This window comes from Halonotius sp. F2-221B (assembly GCF_046719765.1).
Classification (GTDB): domain Archaea; phylum Halobacteriota; class Halobacteria; order Halobacteriales; family Haloferacaceae; genus Halonotius.
This window is the reverse complement of record NZ_JABEBY010000016.1, coordinates 14,193-32,165: the sequence shown is the minus strand read 5'-3', so window position 1 is coordinate 32,165 and position 17,973 is coordinate 14,193. Positions and strand designations below refer to the sequence as shown.

Genomic DNA, 17,973 nt, shown 5'->3' with positions numbered 1-17,973 from the left:
TTGCATTGCATACTGTAATTCTGTTAAGATATTAAGACTGGTGGTCAGATTTGTTGATGCTCAATTACTCCTTGGGCTCATCACGAGTAGTTGTCCGGGAGGAACGATTCGGGACTCACGTTCAGGCTGAGTTGATACGTACTATCGTGGGTGCCCGTTGCTTCCCTCGTCGGATCGAGCAGTGGATAGCCAGTTGTGAATTCCTCGGTGAGAGTCGAATACTGAGAGAGTTTGATATCCAGCTAATCGGCAAGATAGACGATCCGTTTCGTTGCAGTACTGTTGCCAACCCGCCGTAGATACTCGACGACGCACTCCCTCGAACAGCGACTGTCGACAGCGTTTTGCAACGCCTTCGTGAGCTCGCCGATGCCACCACAGAACTCCGGTTGGTCGGCACAATCGACCAGCGTCTTTTCGATACTCGAAACGGTGATCTGATTCGAGCCAACCGCAGTTGGTTGATATCCGAAGAATTTCTGCTCGGTGACGGATACCGGTTGATACGTGACGCGGTGGATTTCACGTTCCCGGGCCCGCCCTGGAGTTACGATATACACCGTTTGGGGGATTTGCTCAGTCAGTCCATGATGATTCATTGCACTCTAGTAGCCGATATATATCGGCTCTACGAGTGCCGATGCGATCACGAATTCGTGGTCGGTATAGACGCTGTCTTCGCCCGCAGAGAGGCACAATGAGATACTTCCCATGGGCGATTCGCTCGCCACTATGACTCTCATCAAGACGCTATCAATTTTTAATCTTCACTGACGCTGTCAGTCGCAGTCACCGAGAAGTCTGTAAGAACCCACCGAACCATGCTGAAAGCTCTATATCTCGCACAGAACAGCCTGATAGAATCCGGACAGGTTAGTTACTGACCCCCCGTGATTGTGCCATGTTAACTGCTAAATCGAACTTTGGAGAATACAAGGAGAATCCAAAGTTCGATAGGCGGTGGTGTTGACGATGTTCGAAATATTTTGTTGCCCACAATATGGTGTATCAGTATGCCCTCCACAGCCGATGGTTCCAAACCATATCCAGTTGGGTTCGTTCCAACACTTCTTGCAAATTTATTGCCCATTGTTGGGGTTCTGATGTTTGGGTGGGACTCGGAGACACTCATCGTTTTATACGTCTTAGAATTGTTCTTTTCAATGCTTTTCGCGGCTGCAAAAGCCCTGTTTGCACAACGAGCACCGCAAACTCGTGATGATGCGGACAATACACTAATCAGCATCTCAAGCGATTTAGAAGCAAAGCGTGGCAGCACCAAGATCCTGGAACTATTGCCACCAGTATATCCGCGGAATATCCCATTTATGACCGCAGTGGTGGGCTTTGGGGTGCAGTCCTCGCTTGCATTCGGTCTCCTTCTGTCCAAAATTGTCGATATCACGGGAGTGATCTCCGAGCGTGAAGTCATCGGGAGCTTGGCGGTTCTTGTCGTCGCCCGACTGATCGACATGTGGCGCACTTACTTTCGAGGGGAGTACAAAACGGTCTCCCCGTACTCAGTGGTTGAAGCTCCTGCCAGAGAGATGGCATTCATCATTTTGTTGCTATTTGTAAGCGTGTTTACTTCAGCCGGTGGGACGGAGTTCGCAGTCGTGATTCTGATCGGCGGTAAGATAGTCGTTGAGTGGTCTGGCTATCAGGCCTCGACAGACAGTGGGAGCCGCCTCACGGCATGGCTTTCAGGGCCAGTCTCTCAGGACACTGAATCAACTGACGTGGTTCTGCCCAAAGAGGAGCCTGACGTACGGGTGTCAACTGACAGCCGTGGCGTTCTCTTCACCGGGGTTTTGAACGTTATCGTGAATCTCGCGCCGTTTGTTGCGCTGCCGTTTATTATTCTCTGGATTGTGCTACTCGGATTTGTGGGCAGTGACCTCTCCTCAGTAATGGCTGTCGGCATCACGCTCGCGGTATTTGGATCGTATATTGGGTTTCTGCTCGCTGAAGTCCTGATATTCTATCTGAGGTATGGCTTGTTGGAGTATCATCGGTATGGAGATCGTCTCATTGCGTACGACCGACTTGTCGAGGAGGCTCAATGGGAGACCTCTACTGACGTACTTCGTGGAGTTGAACTCGTTACGGATCGGCTTCCTGATCGGTTGCTCGGCACGCGAACCATTGTAGCCACGGTAGGGGTTGGTGAAAACGCAGCGGAACGGACGATCGGGCCTGTGAGCGACCCAAATAAATTTACCGAATCATTTGAGTTCCCTATTGCATCGACAGCCTTTGAACCACTCAAACGGTGGCCGATAGTCTTGTTTGGAAGTTGTATCGGCGGCATACTCGTTACAGTGGGTGTTCTTATCGTGGCACCGTCGATAAGCGTGGGAGAAGTGGTTGTCTATACTGCCTTCGGATTACCGTTCGCTATCCCTCTCCTACACAAAATCTGGGCGGAGTCATATCCCAGCTAAGCAAATCTGGAGAGGGAAATATCGCAACTTGTCATAACAAACCGATATCTAATGTGTGACCCCAAGTACGTCGGTGTCGATGAGTCGCCCAAATTCGCCGGTTTCAGTCGTTTGGGTTTGGTTTCGTTAGCGATTTGATACACAAGTCGGCTGTACTCTTAGCTCGGAAGTAACTCTGGATCAACATTGTTCATGAGCCCACGTGCTTCGAACTGCTGCCGAAGTTCTTGATAGACTTCGGTCTGAGTGCTCTCATGATCGTAGGCAAGTGTATGGAAGTCGCCAACAACAGCTGTGTACCGCTGTCCACGGGTCAATGCGACATTCAATCGGCGGGGGCCATCAGGTGTTCGACCGAGAAAGCCGATCTCACCGGTGGCGTTACTCCTGACCAGCGAGAGGATGATGATTGGTTTCTCACTGCCTTGGTAGGCATCGATCGTATCGACGGAGATTGCTGTGGCCTCCGGAACCGCATCCGCTAACGACTGTGTAATCGTCCGAACCTGTGCCGCATAGGGAGTGATCACACCGATATCGGCTGGTTCGATAGCTGTCTCAGCCAGTAGTTGGGTGACGAGGTAAACGACCACCTTCGCCTCAGTTGGATTCGCCCGGGAGTGATCAACGACATCGACTGAGCCGCCGACATTATACGCCTCAATCGCTGTGCGGTCGGCAAGCGGTTCGACGCGACGGCCATTCCGAAGGCTACGGCCGTAGAACTCTCGGTTGGGGAAATAGGCGATATCCCGATGCATGCGGTACTGGGTTTTGAGTTGGACACCGACGCCCTCGTAGACGCCACCGGAGGCGTACAGATGTTCGAACAACGAAAGGCCGTAACTGGAGTCTGGCGGCTCCTCAGTCGAACTGAATGGTGGCAACTGCTTGTGGTCGCCTGCTAATACGACTCGGTCAGCCTTTGAGAGGGGAATACATGAGGCTGTACAGGTAGCCTGGGTCGCCTCATCAATCACCACGAGGTCGAATGATCGGTGTAGGCGTGCGGCACTGCTGTTTGTCGCTGCGACGATCTCCGGAGTGGCCTCGACATCGGTATAATTCTCTCTAATCAGCGGTCGTGCTGACCGATCAGCGTTGATACGATCCAGCACGAACTCTGCTTCACCATGCTGACTGTGGGCGTGCAAGGATGTCTGGTCAATATCACCGTCCGTTGAGCTGCCCGCAACGAGGTTATCGACGGCCTGATTCGAGTCTGCACAAACCAACACGTCATCGCCAGTTTCGACTGCGCGGCGGATTATCTCGATGAGCGTTCGTGTTTTTCCCGTCCCAGGTGGGCCATGAATACAGAACAAGTCATCGGCCAACAGCGCGTATTTGACGGCTGCCTGTTGTTCTTGATTCAATTCGCTATCGAATGGCGTACTCTGAGCCGCTGCGCTATTGGCGAACGTGAGTTCTGTGTTGCCAGTGAGAATCGCTTCGGTCGGTGTGTCTCTGAGCTCTTCGACAGCCTCCTGTTCCCGGTCGAAGGGGACAGGGTTGAGTAGTCCCGATAATCCACACTCTCGACCTTGCGTGAGAGGCGTTCGAATTGTGGCCGGCCGATCGATATCGGCCCAATCGAAAGACAGCCAGAGTGACCGACCACGAATCCGCTGGACTGTCCCGACGATCGGAAAGCTATCTGGTGTGTCTGTCCAATTGGCGTGGAGCAGCACGTCATTGTCCTCGTGAATATCAAATTCGTTTTCGACGATGTAGGCCCAATCATCGTCTCGACGATCTTTGAGTTCATCAGGTAGATCGACGCGAAACTCGTATTCACCATTCGTTTCTTCGACGCAATGAAGTGCGGGAATGGCAGCTTCATTTTGGGCCCACTGTGATCGTGGTGCCACGTTTTCAGCGTGTTCACGGTTGCGCTGCTGGGTCGCCGTGCGTTCGGCTTCGATATAGGCCTCAAAGCCATCGAGCAGCGTCGTCGACTCGACGGGGTTTCGTGGCGGCTCTGTGTCGTTAATCGGGCTGTCGTATCCCGGGGGGAAGGTCTCGGGAAGGTAATCAGAATGCCAGAATCGAATCCGCTTGGCTAACTTGGTCTGTGCAAATTCGTCAGCAGCGATTGTCTCTTCGCTTCCGTTCTGCTTGACGTAGAACAACTCACCACGGAGGTCGTGGTCGAGATAGCCGATGTATTCGTCGGTTGGGGCTGCGCTATCAGTACCATGCAGTGGAATGCAGATCCACTCCTTTGTCGGGTGGCTGAGTGAGTCGTGGTGCCCTGCAAATTCCGCAACCGGTCGAACGGGAACGGATTGGTCGGTTGGTTCTAGATGTTCCGGCTGGGGGTCAACGAGTGTCGCCGACGACAGTGAGAATTCTTCAATCGCGTGCTCGAATAGCAGGGACATTCCGGTTGTTCTGATATCCAACTACGATTATAAAAGTCTGAACTAGAGAATCCTCGGGTATCATACCAGTTCGATGGGCACTCCACAACGATAGCACGATGGCTTAATCTTCTCAATCACGGGGCAATCTCTGTGAAATCCATATCTCGACCCACAAACACACGAACATCTGTTTCCTCTGCCATCCTACTCAACTTATCTACTGTTGCCGGAACAGCATCGATATCTAACTCCCAGGGAACCGTGTTAAACACAATTGCGGGAGTCGTGGCTGTATTCTCGTCTGTATCAAGACGGTAGAGCCGATCGCAGACAAGAACCTGACCGAGCGCAGTATCGAACGTCGATGCCTCGAAGGTCTTTGCCGTCTGAATGATCCAGTCACTCTCGTCAGTCTCGATGATGGCCTCAGCTGTCCGGGTGATCATCTTGCCGACCGAACTGTCCTGACCGTGTGCAGGCGAGTCGGGAAGTTGTGAGGTTCCCACGTTGACATCTCGATGAACAGTGCCGTCAATTACATCTGCTGCAAGGAACTGCTTGAGTACGGTTCGCTCCCGTTCGTCTTCGTCCATATACTTCCTCTCGATCGCTTCCAGCCCATGATTGGCAACCTGATTGAGAAATCCGAGTGTGGTATCCGTCGCATCAACATCCGGCCCGTAGCCGATCGAATCACCACGATTGGTTGTCGCCCAGACGAGCCCGTCGTCGATAATGCCGACGTGCCCATCGATGTCGACGTGTCGGCCACCGGATTTGAACGCCTCTGACGGCGAGTCATCGATATTCGAGCCGAGCGTCCGATTGTAGTGAAAATCACGATCATACACGTCTTCCGGTGAGTTCTCACGTATATCGCCCGGGAAGACCTGGATCGAGCCATACCGGTTGTTCACTCGTTCAATCTCGACTGCGATCCCGTACTTGTCGGAAATCGTGTACAGGAAGTCGATGATTTGCTCATGATCGTCATAATTTGATGCGTCAGCGTAGTATCGAAGTTTCATGACTTTTCAGCTCCGTGGTGGTCGGCTCTCTTTGCGCCGGTTAGCCTCCGTTCTATTTCTTCGAGACGGTTAGCTACCAATGAGGCTCCTTCGAGAGGCTTGTCGATGTCTAATGCTGCTCGGTAGAGGTCTGCAGTTCGCTCTACTGTTTCGACCGATAGCTCGTCGGACTCTCCAAGCCAGTAGCTATCCGCGAGTTTCTTGTATGCCCATGGATCCTCTGGGTACTCCTCGATGAGCAGCTCAAACTCGGTTCTGCTGTCAGCGGTTCTGTTTAACTCGTTGAGCGAATCGGCGACGAAGTGGCGAAAATCAAGCAGCAACTCGTCGTCTGCGTCCGGAAACGATTCACAGACTTCTCCACAAAAGTCGAGTCGGTGCTCGTAATAGGTGGGATCGTCCTCAGCGACGGTTGCAAGATCACTGTCAAGCGATCGAATAAACGCCTCAAGCGAGAGAAATGTCGGTGTTGTTTGGTCTGCTGCTTCGATAGTTGTACTGTCATCGGGGATGACAGCAAGGATGTATTCCCAGGCAGTTAGCCACCGGTCGCAGGCCTCAGCACGGTCTCCGTTCTCTCGGAGATCGCGTCCCTCTTGTACGAAGTCATAGATCCGTTCTTTATTCGGCACCTCGGAGGCCCACCGCTTCCAGAGTTCTTGTGCTGCCATCCAGATAAAGTCCTGATCGGAGCCTGTGGCCGCAACCTCATAGTCGGCTTCCCACTGCTCAGAGAGTGTCGTCGCCGAGTTGAGATTCTTTGCTCGGTTCCGAAACGCCATCTCATTTGTCTTGATGCCGTGGTTTGTAAGTTTGTCCACGATGTCGTCCGTCGAGAGTGCTTCAACATCGCTGCGTTCCCAGCGATCAGCTTGATCCCCACCGTTTGATGTATCGACTGTTTGGTGCTCACGTTGATTGGACTGGCTGCCGTCCGTGTCTGCGTTGATATCGCTCTCATCTAACCCGTGTTCGTCGACGTATTGCTCAACACGCTTCCGGTCAATTCGACTCAGTTCCTCTCTACCGTGAGTCTCATAGAGATGTTCGCGGAGTGTACCCTCTTCTGAGAAAGTTTGCTCGCAGTAGCGACAGTCACCCATTACTGAATAGCCATGTAGGCCAGTGAAAAAGCAGTAAGGATTTCACCGCATGCACGGTGAGAGGCTGTGCCACGGTTGCGGTCACAATGCGACCGCAGTGTGTGACACCCTAACGAGCCAGCGGAATGGATGGTACGTGAGGTATGGAGTGTGGGGAATGATACTGGCTCTATCAGATCTTCCGGGTGTAAGTGGCATAAATCATGAATGCGTGTTTCTGAAGCTGCAACAGCAGTGTTTGAGGTCACTCCTCTGGAACCGAAAGCTTGCCAATGCCGAGTGAGCCGATTCGGGTCGATAGTAGCTTTTCCATTACGGACTCACGATGAGTCCGAACGAATACGTGGAGCCACAGCGGCGTGGATCTTCTTTGCTGATAGCGTCTTCGACGACATTACACGCTTTTGTCTCTGAACTACTATGATGAGGATGCCGTCTTTAGCTCAGTCGATGAGCATGGGCGGTACGCATTCGGCAACCAACGACAAATCCTCAACTGGAATCTCGCCAGATTCGCCGAATCGCTGCAACCGCTTTGTGAAGGCTCCTCGACTTCCTTCGATGAGATCAAAGCTAGGCTGGATGTGTTCGATGATCTCTCCGAGGTCACCATCAACTGGATTGAGACTCAGCCACGATTGCCATTGAAGATCCAGCCAATCGCCGGCTTCGAAGTTAGTGACGTTCATTCCCGACGTGAGAATTGGTCAGTGATCGCTTCTTAAGACAGATCGAAGTGCTCGGCGGCTGTTTGCATATCCTTGTCTCCACGACCACAGAGATTCACCAACAGCGTGTCGTGTTTGTCCTCTTTGGCCAACTTCTTCGCCAGCGCGATGGCGTGGCTCGGCTCTAAGGCTGGAATGATACCTTCAGCTTGACTCAACTCTTTGAACGCTGCGAGGGCTTCCTCATCGCTGATTGCGTGGTACTCGGCACGTCCGAGCGACTGTAAGGCGGCGTGTTCTGGCCCCACAGCCGGGTAATCCAGCCCGGCCGATACTGAGTGGTTTTCTGTGTCTTCGTCGATCACCTGCGTCAACATCCCTTGGAAGACCTGTGGTTCCTCTTGTTTTGATTTCGACAGCGGAGCGGAGTGACTCTCACCGGTACCGCCTGGCTCAGCTCCGTAGAACATCACGTCATCGTCTTTGAACGCATGGAAGAGCCCAATCGCATTGGAGCCACCACCAACACAGGCGACACAGGCGTCGGGTAACTCACCGTGGAGTTCTTGGATCTGCTCGCGAGCCTCATGGCCGATGACCGACTGGAACTCTCGTACCATTCGCGGGAATGGATCCGGTCCAACAGCACTCCCCACGAGATAATGGGTGTCGTCCATATTTTGGGCAAAGTCCTCCAAGGCGGCATCAACGGCCTCTGCGAGTTTGGCATTCCCACGAGTGACGGGTTCGACTTCTGCACCCATCAGGCGCATCCGGAAGACGTTCATCTCCTGGCGTTGGATATCCTCTTCGCCCATGTACACCTTCACCGGGAGATCAAGCAGGGCACCGACCATGGCTGTCGCCGTCCCGTGTTGGCCCGCCCCAGTTTCGGCGATCAGCCGTTCTTTCCCAGCCCGCTTCGCTAACAGGGCCTGTCCAAGGGTATTGTTGAGTTTGTGTGCACCGCCGTGCAGCAGATCTTCGTGTTTGAAATAGATATCTGCGCCGTAAATCTCGGATAGTGTCTCGGCGTAAAACACCGGTGTGGGGCGGCCCCCGAAGTGCTCAAGATACTGCCGAAACTCAGCTTGAAACTCCTCGGTTGGGACGATCTCCTCGAATGCATCAGCCAACTGGGCGAGTGGTTCTTCGAGTGCCTCCGGAACGTGTCGACCGCCGTAGTCCTCAAATTCACCTGGCATGCAGCGTAGATGGAGTGGCTCACAGCATAGGCGTTGGGGCGGCGGTAAAACATAGATCGCGTCGCAAAGCGGTCTAGAGTTTCGAGTTGCGATTGTGAAGAATACTCGGGGTGCTATTTTAAACGCCGTCTAAATCCCGTACACTTGATCCACGCCATTCTAACGTAGTATTTTTCCTTGTACTAAGTGCCGTCGATACTTTCAGACTAACCAACACTACCCTGCTAAATCTAAACGAAAAGCAGCGCGAGTTCCCCGCCCCACCGTGGGCGGGGGTGAAGCGCGTCACTCCGGGACATGTTCTGTCTCTTCGATATACCGTTCAACCACTTCCTCCGACACTGCTCCCGTCGTACCCACGTAGTAGCCAACCTTCCAAAATCCGCCACCCCAGAAATACGCCTCCCGAATCTCGGGATGCCGCTCCAGCAAATGCTTGCCAGAGTAAGACTTGAACTGCCGAGCAATATCCGCTGGACTGTGCTTCGGGTCTGTTTGCACGAACAGGTGTACGTGGTCGTCCGCAATCTCCAACGCCAGAATTTCGTGACCGAAGTGGTCGGCAGTCTCCCCAAACAACTCTCGCACATCGTCCTCCACTACATCGAGAACAGGGTGGTGGTACTTGGGACACCACACGAAGTGATACTTGCAAGAACTAACCGAATGTGCATGACTACGGTACTCCTCCATCCTTAATCCCTACATTTATGACAATATGGAACGATTGTCAACATATGGGTGAAGAAGCCACGAAGACGATTCAGACGCGTCTTTACATAGCGTCTGGTGAGCGGTCGTGGCTTCACGACGCCCGCCTCGCGTCACGCGAGATCTTCAACGATACCATCCGACTCAAACAGCAGGGATACACGCGCACCGAGATACAGCAGGAGGTTGACCGCGACGACTTCTTGCGGAACAACAAGTGTGCGGTAGTCGGCAAAGCCCTCCAAACGTGGGACTCCTACCAGTCACTCCTTGACTGGTGGCGCGAACAAGATGACCCTGATGACGGCAAGCCGACGCCGCCGAATACGGACAAATCTGGTGCGTACCCGCTCGTGATGGCGCACACGGAAGGCTATCGCCTCACCGTGGACGACGACACGAATCGCGTCCAGTTCCGCATCAGTCCGAAACCCTACAAGAAGGTGAAGGGCCACCTGCGCGGCGAACCGGACGCGATGAACGAACTTCGAGAGGTCATCGCGTCGGAGGAGGTGGATGTGGGACAGGCTGAACTCTTGTACCGCGATGGTGTGTACTACCTACACGTCACGGTCACACGCGAGTTCGACGTGCCCGACCCCGACACCAGCGACACGCTCGTCGGCGTGGATATAAACGAGCGTAACGTCGCTCTCACCGCCCTCGACCGTGAGACGATGCGGACGAAGGGCACGCTCGTCCTCGACTACGGACGAGTGAAGCAGGAACGCCAACGCTACCACACGATCACGAAACGCTGTCAGGAACACGGCAAGACGAGCATCCACCGGAAAATCGGTGACAAGGAAGAACGATTCACCGAGTGGGTGTTACACCGCTTGTCTCGTGCTGTCGTGGAGTTCGCAGAGCAGTTCTCGAACCCGGTTATTGTCTTCGAGGATATGAGCGGTATCCGCGAGGAAATGCAGTACGGGACGTATATGAACCGCCGAATGCACAAACTCCCGTTCCACAAGTTCGAGACATTCGTCTCGTACAAGGCGACGTGGCGAGAGATTCCCACGGATACGGTGGATGCCTACCACAACTCGCAGACGTGTTCGTGTTGTGGCGAGTGTGGATATCGGCAGGGTCGGCGGTTCCGGTGTTCGAACGACGAGTGTGACGTAGTGCAAGACCACGCCGACCGGAACGCGTCAGTGAACATCGCGTGGCGCGAGAAGGCAAAACTCGACGGTAACGAATCGAATTACCAGACTCACAAAACCCAGCCGCAAATACGGTTGGTGCGTCTGTCTGGGTCGGGGCGCGTAAGCCGCCCACCCTCATCCCGTTCCCTCGCGGAACAGGGAGTGCTAGCGCACGGCTGAGGGAACTACGAAAGCCTCGGGCCACCGCGCCCGAGGTTGTTTACTTATTTCCGAGGTGCTGTGTTTCTGCCGCTGCAACAGTTGCCTCTCCACTGTTAGGCTACTCAGCCGACTTACCGGTGACCGCAACGGGACTTTCGGAATAGCTCATGCTGGCTGTCTGATACGCATACTGTATCAACACGGCTCCACTGCAGGCCATCAAGAGATCTTCTGCCGTATCTTGGGCGTAATAGGCAGGCGTCCAAGAGTGCCAGAAAGATCGAAAGAGGTACTCATAGACCTCAAACCCAGCTCCAATACTTAACAACGCAACAAACATCCATGAGAGAGATACCTGCGGTGAAACAACGTTTCTGAGTCCGACAAGGAGAATCCCTGCAACACCGATTCCACTGATGAAGTGGGTCATCAGATCCCACCAGCCAAATCGAGCGTACCACTGGAATTCATACCCGCCGAAATGGAGGAAGGTCACGAAGCTCCCCCACAGGAATAATACGACCCAATAGATCGACCACACGTTACGTGTTTTGAGATCACTAATGAGCTGGGTGCTCAACCTCACTGGCAGTCGGAACACAGAGATTCTTAGATACCGTTGGTCAGCAATGAAGGCTGTTAGAAGTGCTAATGCTAGACAGGACACCGGTATGAGTTCGTGTGAAAGGGCAAGTGACGTTGGGGACACACCAATACCGTCTGGCCAGTGGCATATAATTCTTGTAAAAACTTAAATAATTACTTTAGTTATTGATCTATATATCTGTTTGATCGGATAAATTTAGTTTTTGTTATCATATAGGCGTCTAAAACTACACAAAGTACAATTAGGTTCGCTACCGAATAGGCCCGAGTGGTGAACGAACCACGGTCGCGGTCACAATGCGACCGAGGCGTGTGACACCCTAACGAGCCAGCGAGAGGGATGGTACGTGAAGTATGGAGTGTGGGGAATGATACTGGCTCTATCAGATTTTGCGGGTCTAAGTGGGATAAATCATGAATGCGTGTTTCTGAAGCTGCAACCCGGCTCCTCAGCTTTTCATCTCTTGGTTGCAAGTGCCTGTATGGCGACACAACACAGTTCCGCAGGGACATCGAGTTTAACCGATCACTATTCGATTCTTGAGTGGTTGGCCGCTGGTATCGTTGGCCTGCTTACGATCCCAGTTGGATTGCTCGTGCCGGGGTATTTCTACATGAAAGCTAGTAATGGGAATTCGGGTGAGCATACAACCCTCGAAATCTGGACGGTCATTCTGCTTGGGATCTTTGGGATTGCCGCTGTGGAGCTGGGTGGCCGAAAGGGAGCGAAAATCCTCTGGGGCCTTGCACTCGGAGTTGTGCTGTTGGTCGTTGTTCTGGCAGTTATCCTCGGCGTGTTGGCGATGCCATTGGCACTATAACTTCTGACCGATTGGCGGACACCGCCGTTTTGGGTGGTCGTCCGACGAACACCATTATGGAGCTGACGACCCAGTGTATAGTGGATGGTCACCCAGCGTGACGGCAATGAGGTGGACTTGCTCACCTCCTCAATTCAGACGACTGGTGGCGCGCTGGTGACAACCACGCTGTACACGCTAAGCGGGCTCATCTATGCCTTTGTTACGTCGCCGTCGGTGACCGGCCAGTATTTTTTCACCGTGTTGACGATCGCACTGGTGTTGCGGCCGATTCGAGGCATCACACAGAGCTTGCATAAAATCGGTACCGAACCCGGTGAATCTGTGGGGGCGTATCTCGGTGTTGCTGTGATCTTTGCGATTGCCTATCTCTCAGTGCTCGGTGGGCTGGCAGTCACAATCAGTGGTTATCTCGCCAGTGCGACGGTATTTGATCAGACGTTGCTTCGTATTTCAGGGGTGTTTGCGGTGACGACAGCGGTTGTTATGATCGTCGAGAGTCTTACCAGTGCAGTTGGGTATCCCAGTGCTGTCACGTGGATCAACAGCGTCAAGAGTAGTGTGGAACTGGGGGTGCTGCTCGTTTTGAGCCAGTCGATAGCCACAGTCACAGAGCTAATGATGGTCATGATTGCTGTCCGCCTCACCGTGTTTGGGCTGGTTGCGGTTGGGCTTCAGGTGATCCCAACGCTCCCCGATCGGCGTGAACTATCCCGTGCGTGGGCGTATGCCAAATGGAGTATCCCAGACCAGATCCTCGATCGGGTCTCCTACAATATGCCTGTGTACGTGTTGGGTATCGTCTCAACTCCGCTGGCTGTCGGGATCTATGAGGCGGCCGATCGATTCGGTGATTTCGGGGCGACGATCGCGTGGCACTTAGCGAACCCACTGTTGACGAAGGTGAGCGGCGATGACGCCGCTGGTGTCGATGTCAGCCAGTATCTCGATACCGTCGTCACCGGCGGGAGTGGCATCTCCTTTGTTGTGTTTGGGTATCTGCTCTCGACAGATGATCTCATCGCGGAGTTGGCGTTTTCGTCTGCACCAGTGCAATTTTCCACGACGGTGATCATTGTCGGTGGAATCAACATTTTCCGTGGATTTTGGACGCTGTCCTCACACGTTCTTGAAGGGATGGGCCACCCGGGATTGAGCTTTCGAACGAAACTCTTTGGCCTGATTGTCAGCGTCCCGCTAACGGTGGTACTTGGTGCCCGCTATGGGGCCTTAGCTGGGGCCGCTGGCTACGTGGTGATGAACCTCGTTATCGGCGGGTATGTCGTCTATTACAGCCGCCAGGTGCTTGATTCGACGCTGATCGATACCAGCGTCGGGATGCATTTTGTTGGGGCTCTGGTCGTTGAATCAGCGGTGGTGTATGCGACAGTCTGGGCTGTATTGCAGGCTGGCGGCGGGCCAGTTGTGGCCGCAGCTGTGGGGATTGCAGCCGCATGCATTGGGTTTGGGGTGCCGCTGTGGGTTGTGTCAGCACCAGCGCGGGCCGTCTTTCGGCGGACATACGAGCTTTCGACGAACAGATTGCCGTACTGAGCGTACCGCCTGAGTCTATTCGAGCCGGTGGAATTGACAACTCGATTTGGTCACAGCAAGACTCTGTATGGTTATACACAGTCATCGGAGTAATAGTTCACAATCAGCAGTAATAGCTGTCAAAAACGTGAATGTCGGTAGCCAAGGTATTCGTGAGCACCGGAAAAATGCGGCGTCGCTTTTATGCTAAGCGGCGTAGCCTTCAGCTGTCTGACTCTCTGTGTCCTGTGGTGATTGGGTCTCTTCGGACTCTTTGTACTGTTCGGCCCGTTCAGCCTGTCTCCTGAGCGCACGTCCTGCAGGAGTATCTTGTCGCATCGCCTGTCGCCGACAGCGTTCTTGTGTGTACCAGCGGGATTTCTCCTCGTCGGTCATTTTGTCCCAATCTGAAGGGAAATCGTAATCGTGTTTTGCCATTGGCCTACTTTCCAATTTGATCTCGATGCTCTTAACATTTATTTTTCATTATTGTTCAACATTGGTTGCATGAATCGTTTTCTAAGTTATAACTGTATATAATGGCACGCTGGAGCAACGGGCTGTCGATTTTAACTTTTGCGAGGCTAAGTCCCCGTCCTCAAGGAGCAACGCAGGGAGCGAAGCGACCGAGTAGCGCAGTAGGGCGGGGATACAGCCGACGCGAGATTAGGCTATCCACTAAATCGCACACCCTAACATAAGAATTATGTTACGGTGGCCCGATAGTGGAAGTGAACCCAATGGAATACGACCTCGATACGGGAGCGCACTCGACATACTCCCTGCACTACCACCTCGTCCTCGTCGTGAAATACCGACGCGAGGTGTTCAACGAAGAACTCCGAGATTTCTTCCGCGAGGTCGTGAGCGGGTTCGCTGACAACTACGGCGTCGAAATCAAAAACCTCGAAGCCGACCGCGACCACGTTCACCTCCTGTTCAAAGCCACCCCCACAACCGACCTTTCCAAATTCATCAACGTCCTCAAAGGCGCGTCGGCTCGACGCATCCGCAACGAGTACGGCGACCACATCGAGGACAAACTGTGGGGCGACTCGTTCTGGGCAGACTCGTACTGTCTCATCAGCACAGGACAAGTATCGCTGGACGTACTGAAAGAATACGTTGAGAACCAGCGGGAGCGTGACGACGAATGAAACAGACTGCCGAGAAGACGGTCGTGGCGAAAATCCTCACCGACGATCTTACGCAGTCGAAACTCGACGCCATCAACCACGAGTACGAAGCGTTCCAGCAATACATTCGTGGTGACGAAAACGCCGACCTCTACTCGGCCACGAAACAATGTGCCGACGCTTACGTGGACACCGACAACCTGCGCGACGACCACGACTATCCGTGGTTCATCCGCAACGACGTGTTCGACGTAGGCGTTGACGTGGAACAGCACGACACCAACCTGACGGACTGGTGGCTGAAACTCCCCGTCTCACAGGTTTGGGGTGGCGTGAACGTCCCGATTCAACCGCACGACGAGATTCCTGACGAGGCCGACGTGAAGGACTCGAAAATCGTTCGAGAGGACGGCGACTACTACGCGCACCTGACGGTTCGGCAAGAGGTGGAAGTCGGCGAGGAGTACGACGGCGTTATTGGCGTGGACTTCGGTGTTCGATGGGTGGCAACGTCGGTGGCGTTGCCCTCTCGTAACACCGAGTTCTACGGTCGAGAGATTCGCCGTATCCGCCGTCACCATCACGACCTTCGCACTCGTCTGCAAGAGAAGGGAGCCTACGACACGCTCCAGTCGGTCAAGGCGAAGGAGTACCGTCGAGTGAACGACCGTCTCCACAAGATTTCTCGCGCTATCGTGGAGGAAGCCAAAGAGCGCAACGCGCTCATTGTGGTCGGGAATCTCGAAGGTATCCAGAACCAAGATCTCGGTGCGGAGATGAATCGTCGGCTCCACTCGATGCCACACCATACGCTGAAGAACTACATCGAGTATAAGGCGACGTTCGCGGGGATTGTGGTGAGATCCGTGAACGAGTATATGACGAGTCAGACGTGCTGGCGGTGTGGCGAACAGGAAGCGACGACCCGCAAGGGACAGGGCCAACACCTGTGCCATGAGTGCGGGTTGGACGACAATGCGGATAAGAACGGTGCGACGAACATCGCAAAGAAAGGACTGGGTAAGGACATCGCGTGCCCACTATCCAGTCTCGGCGCAGTCTGTGAACCTGCGCTCGAACCGGGCGGTGCTGACCAAGCCTCTGCAACGGTACGCTTGCGAGCCGACTTGGAAGCCCCTGCCTCAACGAAGCGAGCCGTCAGGCGAGCGAAGTAGGCAGGGGTAGTTCACATCCTGGGTTAACTCGGAGATGATACTTTTCTTCGAGTGTGAAGAGGGTAGGGTCGAAGCCTGCGTTGCAAGCGCGCTGGCTACGAGTGAGATAGTCAGCCCAATCTTTCAGTGCTGTCCGTGTTTCCGTTGGTCTTCCACCCCGCCGTTGACGAACTGACGATAGGATACGCACACGGTCAAAACCGCTATCCCTTCCCGTGACTTGGATATCTTGTGCTTGGCTATCCGTGTATGAACCGGACGTTGCGGCAGCGAGATGATCCAGTCCGGTGTAACCGCGATATGCGAAAGGCGACCTGGGAATCGAAGGGTCTCGCCTATGCGTCAGAGCTCACCCTCCAGAATTTCAGCGATCTCCTGACGATTCTTCAGTGGAATCGAGACCACGACATCCAGTTTTATCGATGCACTTCAACACTCGTCCCGTGGAACTCCCAGTTTGAATTGGAGGAACTCCCAGACTATGATGCGATCAAAGCGGTTGCTGAGCAATGTGGGGATCTCATTGCGGACGCTGAAATGCGACTGACCTTCCATCCGGACTATTGGTGTAAACTTGCAAGCGAGTCTGAGGAAACCGTCGAGCGGTCGCTCACAGCGATTGAGTACCACGCAGACTGGCTTGACCTACTCGGCGTTGCTCGCTCACCGTACTACGGGATTAATGTCCATATTGGTGCGACGTACGGTGATAAAGCGGCGACGGCTGATCGATTTTGCGAGGCTGTGGAGTCACTCTCAGAGGGTGCACGGGCGCGGCTCACCGTCGAAAACGATGACAAAACCGGGCTGTGGAGTGTTAGTGAACTTGCAGACATGGTGAGCGAACGTGTTGATGTCCCTGTTGTCTTCGATTACCACCACCACAGCTTCACTGATCGCGGGTTGAGTTACAGCGAGGGCTTCGATGCTGCCGCAGATACTTGGGACGGTGTGCGCCCTGCGGTTCACTACTCAGAACCACAATCACTTCGTGATAGCACCGCACGCCCTCAAGAGCATGCTGAATACGTTGCTGATCTTCCTCAGTGGCTGCATCAACAGGCTGACGTTATGATTGAAGCCGACGGCAAAGAGCGTGCACTCCTCCAGTTTAGATCGGACTCACAACGCTCATCTTAGCGCAGCGAGTATGGCGGGACACTCGGTTACACAACTATGACCACCGACGACGATTCGACGGGGGACACAACGCAACGTGTTCGGACGGTTCCCCGGGATGTTGATCCCGAAAAGTTCCCACAGGCGTTGGCGGCGAAGATTGGCGACCGTAAGCTCTGGATTGCCAACGGTGGTGCTATTGAATCGAATCACCTCTCAGCGATGGATCTCGATCCCGAGTACGTCGTGAGCGTCAACAAAAACGAAACGTGGGCGACGACCGATCATTATCCGCTGAAAGATGGGTACGTTAACGGCCAAGAGAAGTTTTCCGCTGCCGTTGAGACAACACGCGAACACATCCGAGCTGACGGCACAGTCATCGTGAACTGTGCGGCTGGCATCTCTCGGAGTTCGACCGTGATAGCGACTGCGCTGGCCGCCGAAGAGGACTGCTCGTTTGCGGCTGCCGTCGAAGAGATCAACGAAACCCGCCCGCGAGCACGCCCACATCCGAAACTCAAACTCAACGCCTACGCATATCTTGTCAACGTCGAGAACCGCACCGAAGCACGCCGACAGTTGCAGAGCCTCGCTGATAGTACGCCACTCCGATCCCGAGACGGTGATATTACTGAAGAGTTGCTATCAACAGAGTCAACGTGAGCTCCATTCTGTGGGTCGTTCGTCGAGTGTCCCTCGAATGGGTGGGTACTAGCGTGTCCTAGTCGAGTAGATTCCAGTA

General features: G+C 53.9%; 17 protein-coding genes. 9 read left to right on the top strand and 8 right to left on the bottom strand.

The window, feature by feature from the left end; translation table 11 throughout:
* Positions 1-242: 242 nt before the first annotated feature.
* A complete protein-coding gene (locus tag HKK80_RS12045) occupies positions 243-599 on the bottom strand; it encodes a type IV toxin-antitoxin system AbiEi family antitoxin domain-containing protein (RefSeq protein ID WP_411799845.1) in 357 nt (118 codons plus the stop codon).
* 414 nt (positions 600-1,013) lie between these two features.
* Here HKK80_RS12045 and HKK80_RS12040 point away from each other — a divergent pair, with 414 nt between their 5' ends.
* Positions 1,014-2,444: a DUF6498-containing protein gene (locus tag HKK80_RS12040; protein WP_411799844.1), complete on the top strand. Its 1,431-nt coding sequence runs from the start codon at positions 1,014-1,016 to the stop codon at positions 2,442-2,444.
* Positions 2,445-2,602: 158 nt separating this feature from the next.
* On the opposite strand, the gene HKK80_RS12035 is transcribed toward HKK80_RS12040, so the two are convergent.
* The 3 genes from HKK80_RS12035 to HKK80_RS12025 all read right to left on the bottom strand — a co-directional run bounded on the left by HKK80_RS12035 (position 2,603) and on the right by HKK80_RS12025 (position 6,941).
* Positions 2,603-4,828 carry an AAA domain-containing protein gene (locus HKK80_RS12035; protein ID WP_411799843.1) on the bottom strand — a complete coding sequence of 742 codons (2,226 nt, stop codon included), beginning with the start codon at positions 4,826-4,828 and terminating at the stop codon, positions 2,603-2,605.
* Between the two features lie 116 nt (positions 4,829-4,944).
* On the bottom strand, positions 4,945-5,838 hold the full coding sequence (locus tag HKK80_RS12030) for a hypothetical protein (protein ID WP_411799842.1): 894 nt from the start codon (positions 5,836-5,838) through the stop codon (positions 4,945-4,947).
* Positions 5,835-6,941, bottom strand: a complete 1,107-nt coding sequence (locus HKK80_RS12025) for a tetratricopeptide repeat protein (RefSeq protein WP_411799841.1) — start codon at positions 6,939-6,941, stop codon at positions 5,835-5,837. The genes HKK80_RS12030 and HKK80_RS12025 overlap by 4 nt, the downstream gene beginning before the upstream one ends.
* A 404-nt stretch (positions 6,942-7,345) precedes the next feature.
* Between HKK80_RS12025 and HKK80_RS12020 the strand changes: the two genes are divergently transcribed.
* Entirely contained in the window at positions 7,346-7,666 is a 321-nt protein-coding gene (locus HKK80_RS12020) for a protein adenylyltransferase SelO family protein (RefSeq protein ID WP_411799840.1), read from the top strand.
* On the opposite strand, the gene trpB is transcribed toward HKK80_RS12020, so the two are convergent.
* Positions 7,663-8,814: a tryptophan synthase subunit beta gene (trpB, locus tag HKK80_RS12015; protein WP_411799839.1), complete on the bottom strand. Its 1,152-nt coding sequence runs from the start codon at positions 8,812-8,814 to the stop codon at positions 7,663-7,665. The genes HKK80_RS12020 and trpB overlap by 4 nt on opposite strands.
* A 285-nt stretch (positions 8,815-9,099) precedes the next feature.
* Complete coding sequence (gene tnpA, locus HKK80_RS12010; RefSeq protein ID WP_411799838.1) at positions 9,100-9,507, bottom strand: IS200/IS605 family transposase; 408 nt, start codon at positions 9,505-9,507, stop codon at positions 9,100-9,102.
* Positions 9,508-9,551: 44 nt separating this feature from the next.
* On the opposite strand from tnpA (HKK80_RS12010), the gene HKK80_RS12005 reads away from it, so the two are divergent.
* Positions 9,552-10,856: an RNA-guided endonuclease TnpB family protein gene (locus HKK80_RS12005; RefSeq protein WP_411799837.1), complete on the top strand. Its 1,305-nt coding sequence runs from the start codon at positions 9,552-9,554 to the stop codon at positions 10,854-10,856.
* 100 nt (positions 10,857-10,956) lie between these two features.
* Here the strand turns inward: HKK80_RS12005 and HKK80_RS12000 are convergent, their stop codons facing one another.
* Complete coding sequence (locus tag HKK80_RS12000) at positions 10,957-11,547, bottom strand: hypothetical protein (RefSeq protein ID WP_411799836.1); 591 nt, start codon at positions 11,545-11,547, stop codon at positions 10,957-10,959.
* A 379-nt stretch (positions 11,548-11,926) separates the two neighbouring features.
* On the opposite strand from HKK80_RS12000, the gene HKK80_RS11995 reads away from it, so the two are divergent.
* Positions 11,927-12,265 (top strand): hypothetical protein, encoded by a 339-nt coding sequence (locus HKK80_RS11995; RefSeq protein ID WP_411799835.1) that lies wholly within the window; start codon positions 11,927-11,929, stop codon positions 12,263-12,265.
* 84 nt (positions 12,266-12,349) lie between these two features.
* The gene (locus tag HKK80_RS11990) at positions 12,350-13,819 is read left to right on the top strand and encodes a lipopolysaccharide biosynthesis protein (RefSeq protein ID WP_411799834.1); all 1,470 of its coding nucleotides are present in this window, start codon (positions 12,350-12,352) and stop codon (positions 13,817-13,819) included.
* A gap of 186 nt (positions 13,820-14,005) precedes the next feature.
* On the opposite strand, the gene HKK80_RS11985 is transcribed toward HKK80_RS11990, so the two are convergent.
* Positions 14,006-14,194, bottom strand: coding sequence for a hypothetical protein (locus HKK80_RS11985; RefSeq protein WP_411799833.1), 189 nt, complete (start codon positions 14,192-14,194; stop codon positions 14,006-14,008).
* A gap of 344 nt (positions 14,195-14,538) precedes the next feature.
* Here HKK80_RS11985 and tnpA (HKK80_RS11980) point away from each other — a divergent pair, with 344 nt between their 5' ends.
* The 4 genes from tnpA (HKK80_RS11980) to HKK80_RS11965 all read left to right on the top strand — a co-directional run bounded on the left by tnpA (HKK80_RS11980) (position 14,539) and on the right by HKK80_RS11965 (position 17,894).
* Entirely contained in the window at positions 14,539-14,955 is a 417-nt protein-coding gene (gene tnpA, locus HKK80_RS11980) for an IS200/IS605 family transposase (RefSeq protein ID WP_411799883.1), read from the top strand.
* Entirely contained in the window at positions 14,952-16,109 is a 1,158-nt protein-coding gene (locus HKK80_RS11975) for an RNA-guided endonuclease InsQ/TnpB family protein (protein WP_411799832.1), read from the top strand. The genes tnpA (HKK80_RS11980) and HKK80_RS11975 overlap by 4 nt, the downstream gene beginning before the upstream one ends.
* A 231-nt stretch (positions 16,110-16,340) precedes the next feature.
* Complete coding sequence (uvsE, locus tag HKK80_RS11970; protein ID WP_411799831.1) at positions 16,341-17,249, top strand: UV DNA damage repair endonuclease UvsE; 909 nt, start codon at positions 16,341-16,343, stop codon at positions 17,247-17,249.
* 36 nt (positions 17,250-17,285) lie between these two features.
* Positions 17,286-17,894: a dual specificity protein phosphatase family protein gene (locus HKK80_RS11965; protein ID WP_411799830.1), complete on the top strand. Its 609-nt coding sequence runs from the start codon at positions 17,286-17,288 to the stop codon at positions 17,892-17,894.
* The last annotated feature ends 79 nt before the right edge of the window (positions 17,895-17,973 follow it).

Bases quoted from the DNA above. Each gene is read 5' to 3' on its own strand.
- HKK80_RS12045 (WP_411799845.1), bottom strand. From the start codon at position 599: ATGAATCATCATGGACTGACTGAGCAAATCCCCCAAACGGTGTATATC.
- HKK80_RS12040 (WP_411799844.1), top strand. From the start codon at position 1,014: ATGCCCTCCACAGCCGATGGTTCCAAACCATATCCAGTTGGGTTCGTT.
- HKK80_RS12035 (WP_411799843.1), bottom strand. From the start codon at position 4,828: ATGTCCCTGCTATTCGAGCACGCGATTGAAGAATTCTCACTGTCGTCG.
- HKK80_RS12030 (WP_411799842.1), bottom strand. From the start codon at position 5,838: ATGAAACTTCGATACTACGCTGACGCATCAAATTATGACGATCATGAG.
- HKK80_RS12025 (WP_411799841.1), bottom strand. From the start codon at position 6,941: ATGGGTGACTGTCGCTACTGCGAGCAAACTTTCTCAGAAGAGGGTACA.
- trpB (WP_411799839.1), bottom strand. From the start codon at position 8,814: ATGCCAGGTGAATTTGAGGACTACGGCGGTCGACACGTTCCGGAGGCA.
- tnpA (WP_411799838.1), bottom strand. From the start codon at position 9,507: ATGGAGGAGTACCGTAGTCATGCACATTCGGTTAGTTCTTGCAAGTAT.
- HKK80_RS12005 (WP_411799837.1), top strand. From the start codon at position 9,552: ATGGGTGAAGAAGCCACGAAGACGATTCAGACGCGTCTTTACATAGCG.
- HKK80_RS11995 (WP_411799835.1), top strand. From the start codon at position 11,927: ATGGCGACACAACACAGTTCCGCAGGGACATCGAGTTTAACCGATCAC.
- HKK80_RS11990 (WP_411799834.1), top strand. From the start codon at position 12,350: ATGGTCACCCAGCGTGACGGCAATGAGGTGGACTTGCTCACCTCCTCA.
- HKK80_RS11985 (WP_411799833.1), bottom strand. From the start codon at position 14,194: ATGACCGACGAGGAGAAATCCCGCTGGTACACACAAGAACGCTGTCGG.
- tnpA (WP_411799883.1), top strand. From the start codon at position 14,539: ATGGAATACGACCTCGATACGGGAGCGCACTCGACATACTCCCTGCAC.
- HKK80_RS11975 (WP_411799832.1), top strand. From the start codon at position 14,952: ATGAAACAGACTGCCGAGAAGACGGTCGTGGCGAAAATCCTCACCGAC.
- HKK80_RS11965 (WP_411799830.1), top strand. From the start codon at position 17,286: ATGACCACCGACGACGATTCGACGGGGGACACAACGCAACGTGTTCGG.